This window comes from Kitasatospora sp. NPDC050463 (assembly GCF_040655255.1).
Taxonomy (GTDB): domain Bacteria; phylum Actinomycetota; class Actinomycetes; order Streptomycetales; family Streptomycetaceae; genus Kitasatospora.
Genome location: NZ_JBFAJO010000072.1, coordinates 1 through 12,936, shown reverse-complemented (window position 1 = coordinate 12,936; position 12,936 = coordinate 1). Strand labels below are relative to the sequence as shown.

The window sequence follows — 12,936 nt, the reverse complement described above, 5'->3', positions numbered from 1 at the left end:
CCGGAGACCGTCCTCTCGGTGAAACTGCGGAGTGTCGCGGCGGCGCTCACGCCGACATCACGACGGGGAACGCATTCTAGTGGCGGAGCCCTGCCCGAATCGCTCCGTTTTGAGAAGCCCAGGTCAGAGGCCACATGCAGAGCGGCATCCCTGATGACACGGACGGAGGCCGATGGCCGACACACCGGATGAGACGCCTCGCGGCAACAAATCCGTCGACGCCATCCGCCGCTACTACGACACCCTCGGTGAGGGAGAGCACGACCGGCTCACCAAGGATGTCGCCGGTCGGGTGTCCTTCGAGATCCACCGCCGCTTCCTTGTCCCGTATCTGACGAGAAATCAGCGAGTGCTGGAGGTTGGCGCTGGCCCAGGGCGCTTCACGACCGTGCTCGCCGAACACAGCGCCCGCGTAGTGGTCACCGATATCTCGCCCGTCCAACTCCACCTGAACGAAGTCAACGTCGCCGCCGCAGGTTTCGAACACGCCGTCGAAGCGCGCCACACACTCGATGTCTGCGACACGAGCCGCTTCCCTGACGCCACGTTCGACATGGTCCTCGCCTACGGAGGCCCGCTCTCGTACGCCTTTGAGCGGGAACACCAAGCCCTCGCCGGCCTCCTCCGCATCGTGAAGCCCGACGGCATCGTGGTCGCCTCGGTGATGTCCCTGTGGGGAAGCTGGCGAGCCCGCTTCCCCGGCGCCACCCAACTCGCCATCCGCTACGGCACCGACGTCACGGACGCCGTCATCCGAACCGGCGACCTGCGCCACGTCCCCGGCATGGTCCACGTCTGCCGCATGTTCACCTGGGAGCAGCTCACCACGCTCGTCACCGAATGCGGCGGCGAGATCCTTGCGGGATCGGCGAGCAACTGGGCGAGCCTCGAAGGCCCAGACGTCCTGGCAGGTATCGAGGAGTCCCCGCAGCTCTGGGAGCGATTCCTCGCCTACGAGACCGCTGCCTGCGCCAGCCTCGGTGCCCGCGATGGGGGAACCCATATTCTCGTCGCGGCTCGGCGACGCCGGTGGGCGAGACCATGAACTACCTCCGTCGGGCGCGGTTCCTGGCCCATCGCACGGGGGTAGCCCGCCAACGCGCCAGAATCGACCAATCGGTCAGAAATCTCGAAGCATCGCGGTGAGGGTGGCGATCCCCCCAGCTGTCACTGCCTACGGGAAGCCAGGACATGCAGGAGCGCCACCAGGGTTCCCGAACCCATGAGCTTCCCCTCCGCCATGAGCATCGGGATCTCGGACATCGGCACCCACGCCACGTGGCCGGCCTCCTCACCGTCCTCGGGTGCGCCTACGAGGGTCGCCCCCTGGCCGACGAACACCTCGTGCGGCGAGTCCACCATGCCGACCATCGGCTGGAACGTAACTACGTGATCGAGGTGATCTGGCCGCCAGCCGGTCTCCTCCTCGACCTCGCGCAGCGCAGCCCCCAGGCCGTCCTCCCCGGGATCGACGATGCCGCCGGGAAGCTCCCAGCCCCAGGACTGCGGTACGAAGCGGTACCGCCAGAGCATCAACACGCGGTCGTTGGTATCCAGCACCGCGGCGATGGCCACGTGCTTCAACCGCACGACGTGATGCTCGTAGCGCGCCACACCAGGCGGCTCGACGTCCACGAGCGTCAGCTGTACCCATGGGTTGTCATAAACCACGCGCGACCCGTAGATCTTCCACGGCTCGAGCCCATCGGCCTGAGTGCTCATCAGCAATCACATCCTGGGAAGGCGACAGCGGCCATAGTTGACCACACCTGCCAAGTGGACAGGGCGCGTTGAGCGCATGTGAAGCAGCTTCATTCATGGATGATCACTCTCACGCTGGTCGGCCCGAGCGCGCACGGCGCCGTCGATCGGGTCGCTGCCATACCTGGTCTCCTGGCGCCCACTGCCGACCCGATGCGGATGGGTGTCGCTCTGCGAAGCGGACGGGCGTCGCGAAGGTCCTCTGCTGATCTTGGACAACAGCGCGGTGTGTTCCGAGGTCTCCGTGCGCCGTGTCGGCATCGTCCCGGAACGGGACGGTCCAGCGCTCGTTGGTCCGAGCATGACGGACACGATCGGGAGGCATACGCCGCGGGGTTGTCACCGAAGACTCAAGGCGCCGTGCGGAGGTCGGAAACTGCCGTGCCTCGGGCCGCGTGCGACCGACGTCAGGGTCAGGCCTGCGGCCGTCAGCAATTGGTCCGTCGGCCCGCCAGGAATTCGGCGTTCCGACTGAATAACGTGGCACCTCACGCCGGGCCCCGTGGATGATCTTGTCGGCGAGGCACGGTACACTGTCCGGCTGGGCACCCCTTGGACGTTGCGCCGGACAACGGCGAGCGCACAACATCCGCGGGCCCTTGGAGGCAGCGATCGACCTTGTTCTCCGAGGTAGAGAGCAGATCACTTGATCCCGCCGGAAGATGTGTGATCTCCTGGTGCTCGTTCATCTCGTCTTACGGAGGTTCGCACTGTGCGCAAGCAGCACTACGGGGTGCCTCTGGAGCGGAGCGACTGCCTGGAACTCAAGCGCCACAGGAACAGCTGTAAGCCCGAGAACTTCGGCAAGTGGCTGAGCGGTTACGGAAGCGACAAGCGCTTGGCCGTCGACCTGTTCTCCGGCGCGGGTGGACTGAGTCTGGGGTTGGAGCGAGCAAAGTGGACGGTCGCAGCCGCAGTCGACTTCGACGAGCGAGCCCTGCAGACGCACGCCGCGAACTTCCCGGGCATGAGCCTCAAGATGGATCTGGGCAACCCTGACGAGCGCGATCGCCTCGTGGAGCTGTTGGCGCCAGCCAAGATCGACTTGGTGGCCGGCGGTCCTCCCTGCCAGCCGTTCAGCAGGGCCGGCAGGAGCAAGATCCGCAGTCTCGTGGAGCATCACGGGCGTGATCCCCGTGATCGCCGCAAGGAGCTGTGGAGCGCCTATCTAGACGTGGTGAAGCGTCTCCGGCCGCGTGCAGTCCTCATGGAGAACGTGCCTGACATGGGCCTCGGCGACGACTTCTTCGTGGTGCGCACCATCGAGGAGCAGTTGGAGGATCTCGGCTACGCGACGCAGGTGCGCTTGGTCGATGCGTGGCGTTACGGCGTCCCGCAGCACAGGAAGCGTCTGATCCTCCTGGCGAGGAACGACGTCGAGCGGTTCGAGTGGCGCCAGGAACTGGAGCAGGAGAACCGGACCACCCTCCAGGACGCCATCGGTGATCTTCCTGTCCTGCCTGTTGTAGCCACGGAGCGTGTCGGGGAGCGTGTACTGCCGTACAGCAGCCCGTCCAAGCCCTCCAAGTTCGCGCAGGACATGCGCAAGTGGGCCCGCAAGGACCGGGTCTGGGACCACATGACCCGACGGGTCCGGAAGGATGACTGGGAGATCTTCTCCAGCATGGACTCCAAGACCCTGTACTCGGAGATCGCCCCGGACCTGCAGCGCTACAAGGCCGACCACTTCACGGACAAGTACAAGAAGCTCGACTGGTCGGACCTCAGCAGGTCGATCACCGCCCACATCGCCAAGGACGGCTACTGGTACATCCACCCGGAGCAGCCGCGCACACTCACCGTGCGGGAAGCAGCACGGGTGCAGACCTTCCCGGACCGGTTCCGTTTCGCCGGAACGCGCAGTGACGCCTTCCGCCAGATCGGTAACGCGGTGCCGCCACTCCTCGGTGAGGCCGCAGCCGAAGCACTGCTGCCCGTGAGTGACGAGCAGCCGCCCGAGGGCGGACTCCAGCCGCGGTGGCGTACGGTGCGAATGGACCTGACGGCTTGGGCCGAGGGCCAGCGCGAGTCGGAGCACTGGTACCAGCTTCCGGGCGAGCAGATGTCCGGGTTGCAGGCGGCCGTGGTGGCCATACTGTCCGGGACAAAGATGCAGCCCACGCAGCTGGCCGGGATGCTCGAGGTTGTGAGGGGGCGGACGAGCCTGAGCAAGACCGCGCTCACGGCCCTCGCCGCGGCGGCACCCACCGAGGCGGCGAGGAAGCGGGTCGGCCGACTTGCCGCGGTGGTCGGTAAATCGGCTGTCTGGGGTGACGAAGAGAAGGTGCGCGAGCACCTGGAGCTCAAGCCGGCTGAGGCGAGGCTCTACCAGTTGCTCGTCGGTGAGGACCTCCTGTGGGTGGGGCAGGGAGCGCTGCGCGTCGCCGCACGTCTGCACGGTAGCGATTCGGACCGCACGAACAGGCTCAGCGACGGCCGCGTCGACCTTGTGAAGCTGGTCGGGGCCGGTGAGGAAGCGCCGCTGCGCATGGCAGCTCTTCGCCTCATCGGGAGCAGTCTCTGCAGAGCTAAGGAGCCGCTCTGTGACGAATGCCCCCTGAGCAAGTACTGCGTTGCCAGAGACAGCGTCTCGAGCGACCTGTTCACGGACGCGATGAGCGGGACTCACGGTCGGGAGATCATGCTGGCTCAGGCTCGTGAGGCCGGTTGCACTGCTGAGCCACGCTGAGCGCAGCGTGCTCCGCGCTCTTCCGGATCTCGCACTCCCAGACACGTACGACGGTCCAGCCAGCCGCTTCGGCAGCCTCGGTGTTGCGGCGATCCCTCTCCTTGTTGGTCTCGATCTTCGATGCCCACAGGGAGGCGTTGGGGCCGCGGAACGACTTCGGGCCATGGACAGGACAACCGTGCCAGAAGCATCCGTCGACGAACACCGCCACGCTGTACCTGGGTAGGACGAAGTCCGCGGTGCAACGGGCAGCCACCTTGCGCTGTAGACGGAACCTGAGCCCGAGCCGGTGGACAGCCCGCCGGAGAGCCACCTCCGGCGCGGTGTTGCTCGTGCGTCGGCCGCGCAGGTGGTTGCTCAGCTCGGTGCTGACCCACTCCGCCTTGGTCGTGTCCTCACGTGGTGCCATGCCTCCGGCCAGCCATTCGTCAGCCCTACGAGTGCGAGGGTGCCACACTCGTCCCATGCTTCGGGAACCTGCAGAACTCCGTGTCGACGACCAGGGTCTGGTCGAGCTTCCCATCGGTCTGCTCGCGGAGGCGGGTATCGCCCCGGGGGCGGACCTCCTTGCCTTCAGCGACGGAGATGGGCGGATCGTGCTCCGCCGCGCCGAGGACGCCATGAGGGATCTGCTCGAACACGGGGAGCTCTGAGGGTCGACAAGGAGTCGGGCCTACGGGCCTGGCACGAAGCCGAGGGACAGTGCCTCGTTCCGAGCGTGCAGCGCCTGTACCGCCTGTGCCTCGGGGATCGCCTGGTCCAGTTCGAGCCGCCTGCCGACGTACTGGGCGAGCTGGCGCTGCGAGGGGTCGAGGTTGTGCGTCTCCTTCGCCCAGTGTTCGATGGCGAACCACTCGTCCGCGGGGATCGAAGCCAACTCGTCGCTCGCTCCCGTGGTGCCCTCCGCGCCTCCCGCGAGTGCCTGCTCGTCCAGAGGACGGTCACGCAGCTCCGCCTCCAGGTCGCGAGGCACGGACCAGGCCACACGGGAGACGGCGTCCCAGCAGACGGCCTTCTTGGCCCACTCGCCAACGTGGTTACCCTCACGCGGCCTGGTCACCGCCCTCATGACCCTGGGGCAGAGATCGTCGATCGCTGCCTCGAGGGCCGGGGAGATCCGCTGCTCCCGCCAGATCCTGTCGAGGTCGATGCGTTGCTCCGTCGCGAGCGACAGGCGGGCCACGGTGTACGTCGTGATCATGCTCTTGTAGCTGCCGGCCTCGTGGTTCGCGGCGATGCGGTCGACTGCCTTGAAGAGGACGGCCATGGCGATCACGCGCTGGCAGTACTGGACGTCGACGCGAGGTGGCGCCTCACCGATCTGGTCCATGAACACGGCGAAGTTCTTCTGCGCACCACGGCTGACCTGGAACGGAAGGTGGTTCCAGGAGTTCACGTACTTCGCGAGGTCCGCCTTGGTGAACTTCTGCTTCGTCGGGTTGAGCTTCTTGAACGTGCGCTGCTTCGCAGGCGTCCGGGCCTTGGCCACCTCGTCGGTGTACTGGCCGCGTGCCCGCTCGTAGAACCAGTGGGTCTCCTGGCCACTGCCGTCCGCGGCTGGCGCCCACAGGGACCTGGTGATCCGCTGAAGGGCCACGTGGTACTCGTGGTTCGAACTGAAGTCGACCAGCGACACGCGGTTCTGCGTGTTGGAGTACTCGGAGATCATCGGGACGATCTCCGAGAGCCGCTCCGGAGAGACCTCGGTCAGCTTCATCTGCACCATCACGTGTGACAGGTCAGCCTTGTCGCGGCTGGACGCGTAATGAAGCGAGGCCGTCGTCTGACCACCGTTCACCACCTGGAGCCCGTGCACCCGGGAGATGCCCGTCGGCCTGCCGTCCGGACCGCAGGCGAACTCGACCTGCGAGGCGGTCGCAGTGATGCCGTTGTTATACGCCAGGAACCTGCCTGGAGAGTTCAGCAGAGTCTCCCGGATACCGCGGTTGACCGACCCACGGGCCTGCAGGAAGGAACGGACGTTCAGTTCGAGAAGCCTCGTGCCGTACTCCCCGTACAGAGCGGCCAGCCTCTGACCCGGGATAACCGCCAGGGTCACCGAGTGGTCCGGCTCGCTGCTGGGCGCCGAGACGCAGGACAGAGGGGGGTCGAACGAGACCACGATGGGCTCGCTGATGCTGCCGGACGTCGCGTGCCGGTGCAGTCGCGCCAAGTCCCAGACCTCGTGGGTCACGGGGAGCCCGTCGAAGTCGGTGGGCGGGACCACAGTGCCTGTGCCGACACGGTTGCTGAGGAGGAAGAGCCGTATCCGCTGCACCTCGGTGAGTGCCTTCTCCACCGCCGCACACATGTCGTAGACGTCGAAGGACTCGTCGATGTGCTGGCGCAGTCCATCCTGGCATCGCCGGACGAACGTGAGGAGCCGTTTGAACGCGGTCTCGGTCTGCCCCTTCGTCAGCTTCGACCGGAGGGGGTCCAGCTCGAAGTCCGTGACGAAGAGGTCGAGACACTCCCCGGAATCACCAATTCCGTATCCGTGAACCAGGTGCCCATGTGCACCGTGATACGCGGTGAACGTGTTGGACGCGATACCAGCCTGCTCCAAGTCCTCGAACACTCGCCGCGTGAACGTCTCGGAGGTCATGGTCCCCTCGGCGTCAGCGGTCGCTTGGACGTCCGCGACGACGGCGCGGGCGTACTGGGACAGGTCGAGCTCAGACATCGGTTCCCCCGATCAGTGCGGTCACCTCGTCGGTGCTGGCGCGGTGCTGATCCAGCCCCGAGGTGCTCACGTGGTAGGTGCAGTCTCCGACACCATCGGGAAGATCCGCCTCCACGATTCTCGGAAAGTTCTCCCGTACGTGCCAGAAGCGCAGGTCACGGATGGTGTAGCGAGGCTCTTCGTACAGGTCGCGTTGTCCGGGGAGGTAGCCGGCCTGCACGAGTCGGCCGTCGAAGGCTGCACGCACGGCAGGGCTGGCGAGGCGCTCCCGAATCCGATCCACCAGGCGGTTGAGGCTCTCCCCCGAACCGCCCCGGCGTTCGTCGAGCATGGCCAACGACAGCAGGAGCGACGGCGTTCCGGTGTCGTCCAGCTGGCGCTCGCTGGCGATCCGGATGCTCCGGGGTTGCCTGGCGGTGCTTGCCTTCGCCTCCACCGTGACCCCAGGCAGCTGGAAGTCCTGGTTGGCCCCACTCGGCCCTGTCCATGCCTCGACGGCCGCAGCCGCGGCGACGACGGGCAGGATGCGGTCGTGCAGCACCAGAAGCTCGCCGAAGAGCCCTCGGCGGGCCTCGGGACCGAGACCGTCCCTGCCGACAGCACGCAGGAGGTCCTGCCACCGCTCGAACCTCTCCACCGCTGCCGTCAGAGCTGCTGCGGCCCCCGGGGCCTCTCTGACCGTGTCGGCGACGTCGGTGACGAGCGGGTTGAACACCTCCCGCAGCTCGTTGGCGGTGAGGACCACCTGGAGCTCGTACTCGAGACGCGACACAGCGCTCAGGCTCATCTCGAGACCGGCCGCACGGGGTAGCCTGCCCACGGATCGCACGATGTGCTCCGCTGAGCGGGCATCGGCCCTGAGAATGAGCATGCGCTGCCGTGCAGGGTGGGAGACGGAGAGAAAGACGTCCAACGGGGCGTCAGGATGCAGGCGAATCCTGGACCGACCGGGAGCGTCCTGGGGCGCCTCCAGGTCGTGCCACTCGGCCTCGGTGATTGTCACTCCCCGTCCTCCTCGTCGTCGTCGAGGGCATCAAGGCCCTCCTTCTGCCAGATGCTGTTGACGACGTACTCGGTGTCGGACTGGTGCTCAGACTCCGGGAAACTCAACTGGAAGCCCACCAGCGGTGACTGGGCCGGACCGTCCTCGGTCGCCGGCCGCTCGATCAGGTAGACGAGCAGCAGTGCCTGGTCGGGTCGGCGCTGCCAGCGGATCTGCTCGCCCGAAGGGGACTGGGGGACCTTCTCGCGCTTCTTGCGCGCTGCAGCCTCCCGTGTCCTCTCCTTCGCGGCCTCCACCTGCGGGTCGTCCAGATCACGGTATTCGTCGGGCGGACTGAGCAGACGGCGAATCGTGTATCGGCCCTCGGCCTTGACGTCGTTGAGGGCTGTACGCTCCACGGGCCCCACGTTGTAACCAGCGACGTTCTGCCAGTCCTTCGTGGTCCTCTTGCCAACCAGGCGAACTGTCCACTGCGGAAGCTCGCCCACAGCCATGCACTGTTCGATGTACTTGGCGATGAACCGGGGGCGGACTCGCTGTGCCATTCGATCGGTCTCATAGCCGGAGAGGAACTCGACGATGGGGTCGGAGGGCACCCGTCCCCACACCACGCTGGCGCCCGGTGCCTCCTGGTCGGCGGTCGTGAGACCGTCGAGCCTCTGTACGAAGTCTCCGAGGACCTTGAGGTTGTTCTCTACAACTCCGTCGGCCACATTGAAGATCACGGTCTCCGGCCCTTCACCGGAGTAGCTGAGCATCACCTTCGTGCCTTGGCGCATCTTGTTGGCCGCCGTGACCGCGAGGCCCAGTGAGGAGGCACGTACCTTCAGGCCGAAGAGTCGTGGGGTGAGGCCCACTGCAGCCATCTCCTCCACCTCACGCCGCAGTTCGTCCGTCGCAGCGGTCACCTCGATGTACTTGGCCTGCAGGTCGGGAGTGGTGTAGAGGCGGCAGAGATCCTCGTGCCCAGGCCGGTACCCGAACCAGCGGCCCATCTGTAGCAGGCCGTCGTACGTGCTGGACGCACGAAGGTAGTAGCTGACGGTGAGGCCATCCAGGGTGAGTCCTCGGGAGAGCTTCTGGCCGCCGACCGCGATGACGGAGAGGCCGGCCCTCCGGTGCTCGTAGTAGTCGAGCGCGTCTCGTGAGGTGCCGTTCACCGTCTTGACCACGATCTTGCGTAGTGCGGGAAGGAGCTGGCTGGACACCTCCGCCCAGGTGAGGCGCTGAGCCTCGTCCGCCGTGAAATGACCCGTGGTCGGGACGAAGTCCCGCTCCCACAGGGCCTGAAGCTCTGCCATGCGCTGCGGAGCCTGTCCGTACCGGTCGCGAAGGGAGTCCACGAGGAGACGCAGGTGGTCGTCCACCTGGTCCTTGACGATCCCCTGGACCGCGGTGAAGCGGGTGACGTGCACCAGCATCGAGTTGTGGACCTTCACCTGCCCCCGTGCCCGTCGAGCCGCACTGGCGAGGACGAAGGAGGCAATCGCTTCGCGGAGAGACGGAGGAAGGTCGTCGGAGGGGGTGTGGGAGGACTTGTGCTTACTGGGAACCCAGCTCTCCGCGTCTTCCACGGGGCGTACGAGCGGAAGTGGCGGCACGTCCTCCTCGTCGTCGGCGTCGACTTGGAGCCCGAACACCCGCTCTGGGCCGAGGTAGTTCGTCGGCGACGGCAGGGTGCGGATGAAGCTGTCGGGAAAGAGGTCGGCACCGAGTTCGGCGTGGTCGACGTCAGGGTCGATGTAGATGTTGGCGAAGGGGGTGGCGGTGTACCCGACGTACGCCGACTTCTCGAAGCTCCTCATGAGTTCGCGGATCGCACCGTTGGTCCTGGTGGGATCCGCGTCAGGATCGCGCTCGGTGTTGATGGAGGCGTTGTCCGCCTCGTCGTCGATGACGAACAGCGGGATGTCGCGTACGACCTTGTTCCCCGTCTCGTCCTCCGTTCCCTGGACCTCGGTCACCCACGTACGCAGGTACTCGAGGATCTTCCAGTGCTTCTTGACGACGAGAACCACGGGGAACCGACCGAGCGGGAAGTTGACGGCGTTTGCCGCCTGTCGGCCGAAGTCACCCTTCTCCGAGCTGTTGGTGGGGGACGCGATGTCGAGCTTCTTGGCACCTGGCATACGGCCGGCGCCCATGAGGCGGGACTTGCCGTTCTGGTTGGACCGCTGCTGGTGCTGGGTGTCGAAGCCGAGAAGTCCCTCGTCGACGCGCAGCTGGGTCTGGCTCCGGAGGTCGTTGTGAATACCGGCGAGGATCACCACGAACTGGTATCCCGCGTCCACGGCCTTCGCGGCGAGTCCGATGTACTGCCCGGTCTTGCCCGACTGCACCTGGCCGATCACGAGGCCGGTCCGGCGCCAGGAGCCGACCCGGCGCGGGTCCTCAAGCTGACTCAGGACGTCGTCCGTGCTCTGGTCCAACCTACGGACGACGAGCGGAGGAAGGTTGCTGACGTCCTCCAGGTACCGGCGGTAGCGCTCCCAGAAGTCCCAGGACCGGTCGTTCTTGGCCTCCGGTAGCCAGGGCTCGTGTCCGCTGCTGCTCTCCAGTCCGGAGGAACCCTCCTGGAACACCGCGGTCAGGACCTCGATCTCCTTGGCCAGCTGGTCACGGTCGAGCACCTCGCCTTGACCGGCCAGCATCCCGAAGATGACGGTGACCGCGTTCTGCACCTCGGCTGGTGTCGGCTGACGGTCCTGGGACAGAAGTGCGAGAACCAGGCGACGGGCCTTGGCAAGGGACTCAAGGGAGTCCTCGGGGGTGGAACTCACGGTGGACCTCCGACTGGGCGGAAACGGCTGGGGGCAGGCTAGGGTCGGCTGCTACTGACACATCATCTGGTTCACCCGGTCCAGAAGCCCTCCAGCTGGTCGAAGGGGGGCATCGTCCGAAGACGCTCGCGAGCGGCGGCCGGCGAGCGGCCGTCGGAGACCAGCGCCTCGTAGATCCGCTGTGCGACCTCTGCTGCCTCTGCATCGGCGACTCCGGGACCACCGAAGGGTTCGGGGTCGTCGCTCGTGTCCGTCTCGTGCATCACCCGTAGGGCGGTGACCGGCACGGTCTCCTCGAGCAGACGGATCAGTGCACGCACGTCGGCCGAGCTGGCACTGCCAGGACGCAGAGCCGCCTTCACCAGCGGATGCCCGCGGTTGATCCTGCAGGTGACCCGGTCGTCGGCACGACGGACGTTCCACGCGTACAGCAACGGGTCCCCATGCGTTCGAGCTGCGATCTGCCCACGGTGGCGAAGGACGTCAGCGGCCCTTCTCCTGGCCTGAAGGGCAATGCGGCGGAGATGAGAACGCAGGGCGACAGGTGGGACGACGCTGGACTTCCGGACATCGACCCCCCACTCGACATCCGTCTCGACAGGGATGTCGACAGCGATCCGCGCCAGGTTGTACTTCTCCTCGCGACGCAACCCGCGCTGCCCAAGCCAGTCGCCGGCCAGGATCAGACGGTCCCGGCGATACACGTAGAACCCCTGCTGGTCGAGCCAGCCACGTGGGCCGCCAGCCTTCTCGTACTCGTCCTGACTGAGCCTCTGTGCGCTGGGGAGGACGAACGCCTCCACCCGCACGGAACCTGTTCCCAGCGGCAGACGCTCGACGGGAAGCGGCTGTACGGACGGATGGCGGGACAGGAACGGATCCCAGGGCTCGACGAGGCTGCCGGAGACTCGCAGGTTGCGGCGTCGACCTCCGGTGAGGAAGCGGGCGAAGACCATGCCCAGATGCGACTCCGTTCGGGCGGCCTCCGCGTAGAACTGCTTCTGGGTCCGCTCGTCCTCCACCGCCACCGCGTCGGTGTGGTAGCCGTTGAGACGCCGCCAGAGCACGACGGTGCCGTGCTCTGCCGTACCCCGGATCGTTTCGAGTAGCTCAGTGGTCTCCTCATCCGCACCGTGCAGCAACCGCCACTCTCCGGTCTCCTCGACGACGTCGAGGTCCCACGTCCGCACGTGCCACACACCGGAGGTCGCGGTGGCGACGGTGAGTTGGCGGGCCTGCGAGAAGGAGGCCGACTTGAGACCGACACCGAAGCGTCCCAGGTCCGTCGTACTGCGGGGTGTCCCGGGTCCCCGGGCTGCCACGGTCATGGCGGTCACGAGCCCGTCTGCGGTCATCCCGGTGCCGTCGTCGACCACGGCGATCCACGAGTCCCGTCCAGCCCAGGTGAACTCGACGTCGATTGTGGATGCCCCGACGGAGATGCTGTTGTCCACGAGATCTGCGATGGCGGCCGGCAACGAGTACCCGAGCGAGCTGAGGGAAGCGACCATGCCCGCAGGTTCGGGGGCGGCGATGTCGTACATCATGCTCGGTTCTGGTCTCGCTTCCCGTTCTGACTACCGCTTCGGTGCGCGCCCATCCGGGGGAACCGGACGAGCGAAGGCTGCGGGGACTGCGCGCACGGAGCATCGGCGCCGCTCGCTCTCGCCCCCGTCCCAAGGCACCCCAGGCAGATGGTAGTAGGGAGTCGAAGCATTGGCTGCTACACCTGTCAGATCGGTGCATCATCCACCAGTTGTCCAGCCGTCACCACACAGCACAGGTGATCCGCTGAGCCCAAGCCGCAGCGCGGACGCCGAGCGGTCTTCTTCTCCGCGGGTTTGATCAATTGGCTTGTGCTGGACGGAAGCGAGGCGGTACCACGGCGGTATGCACCGCTGGACTCCTCTCAATGAGCGTCAGCTTGGGCTTGATCCGCTTTGACGGACACTCCTGATCAGGGGCTTCGGCCCCGGAAGGATGATGTCCATCATGGAGAGCATGGGGAAGAAGAAGCCGA

The 12,936-nt window shown here is 66.3% G+C and carries 9 protein-coding genes; 3 read left to right on the top strand and 6 right to left on the bottom strand.

Translation table 11 applies throughout. The annotated features are described in order from the left end of the window. Positions 1-172: 172 nt before the first annotated feature. Positions 173-1,045 (top strand): class I SAM-dependent methyltransferase, encoded by an 873-nt coding sequence (locus AB0J08_RS32535; RefSeq protein ID WP_360641456.1) that lies wholly within the window; start codon positions 173-175, stop codon positions 1,043-1,045. 122 nt (positions 1,046-1,167) lie between these two features. Here the strand turns inward: AB0J08_RS32535 and AB0J08_RS32530 are convergent, their stop codons facing one another. After that, positions 1,168-1,722 (bottom strand): NUDIX hydrolase, encoded by a 555-nt coding sequence (locus AB0J08_RS32530; RefSeq protein WP_360641455.1) that lies wholly within the window; start codon positions 1,720-1,722, stop codon positions 1,168-1,170. 751 nt (positions 1,723-2,473) lie between these two features. Here AB0J08_RS32530 and dcm point away from each other — a divergent pair. Beyond that, positions 2,474-4,450: a DNA (cytosine-5-)-methyltransferase gene (gene dcm, locus AB0J08_RS32525; protein WP_360641454.1), complete on the top strand. Its 1,977-nt coding sequence runs from the start codon at positions 2,474-2,476 to the stop codon at positions 4,448-4,450. Here the strand turns inward: dcm and AB0J08_RS32520 are convergent. Then, positions 4,401-4,859: a very short patch repair endonuclease gene (locus AB0J08_RS32520; protein WP_360641453.1), complete on the bottom strand. Its 459-nt coding sequence runs from the start codon at positions 4,857-4,859 to the stop codon at positions 4,401-4,403. The two genes, dcm and AB0J08_RS32520, sit on opposite strands and share 50 nt — an antisense overlap. A 55-nt stretch (positions 4,860-4,914) precedes the next feature. Between AB0J08_RS32520 and AB0J08_RS32515 the strand changes: the two genes are divergently transcribed. After that, positions 4,915-5,103, top strand: coding sequence for a hypothetical protein (locus AB0J08_RS32515; RefSeq protein ID WP_360641452.1), 189 nt, complete (start codon positions 4,915-4,917; stop codon positions 5,101-5,103). 20 nt (positions 5,104-5,123) lie between these two features. On the opposite strand, the gene AB0J08_RS32510 is transcribed toward AB0J08_RS32515, so the two are convergent. The 4 genes from AB0J08_RS32510 to AB0J08_RS32495 all read right to left on the bottom strand — a co-directional run bounded on the left by AB0J08_RS32510 (position 5,124) and on the right by AB0J08_RS32495 (position 12,463). Continuing rightward, positions 5,124-7,133: an AIPR family protein gene (locus AB0J08_RS32510; protein WP_360641451.1), complete on the bottom strand. Its 2,010-nt coding sequence runs from the start codon at positions 7,131-7,133 to the stop codon at positions 5,124-5,126. Further along, positions 7,126-8,136, bottom strand: a complete 1,011-nt coding sequence (locus AB0J08_RS32505) for a PD-(D/E)XK motif protein (RefSeq protein WP_360641450.1) — start codon at positions 8,134-8,136, stop codon at positions 7,126-7,128. The genes AB0J08_RS32510 and AB0J08_RS32505 overlap by 8 nt, the downstream gene beginning before the upstream one ends. Then, entirely contained in the window at positions 8,133-10,916 is a 2,784-nt protein-coding gene (locus AB0J08_RS32500) for a Z1 domain-containing protein (protein ID WP_360641449.1), read from the bottom strand. The genes AB0J08_RS32505 and AB0J08_RS32500 overlap by 4 nt, the downstream gene beginning before the upstream one ends. Positions 10,917-10,987: 71 nt before the next feature. Beyond that, positions 10,988-12,463, bottom strand: coding sequence for an ATP-binding protein (locus tag AB0J08_RS32495; protein WP_360641448.1), 1,476 nt, complete (start codon positions 12,461-12,463; stop codon positions 10,988-10,990). Positions 12,464-12,936 lie beyond the last annotated feature (473 nt).

What these genes read in the sequence shown, in the direction of transcription:
- AB0J08_RS32535 (WP_360641456.1), top strand. Translation starts at nt 173, where the DNA reads ATGGCCGACACACCGGATGAGACGCCTCGCGGCAACAAATCCGTCGAC.
- AB0J08_RS32530 (WP_360641455.1), bottom strand. Translation starts at nt 1,722, where the DNA reads ATGAGCACTCAGGCCGATGGGCTCGAGCCGTGGAAGATCTACGGGTCG.
- AB0J08_RS32520 (WP_360641453.1), bottom strand. Translation starts at nt 4,859, where the DNA reads ATGGCACCACGTGAGGACACGACCAAGGCGGAGTGGGTCAGCACCGAG.
- AB0J08_RS32515 (WP_360641452.1), top strand. Translation starts at nt 4,915, where the DNA reads ATGCTTCGGGAACCTGCAGAACTCCGTGTCGACGACCAGGGTCTGGTC.
- AB0J08_RS32510 (WP_360641451.1), bottom strand. Translation starts at nt 7,133, where the DNA reads ATGTCTGAGCTCGACCTGTCCCAGTACGCCCGCGCCGTCGTCGCGGAC.
- AB0J08_RS32495 (WP_360641448.1), bottom strand. Translation starts at nt 12,463, where the DNA reads ATGATGTACGACATCGCCGCCCCCGAACCTGCGGGCATGGTCGCTTCC.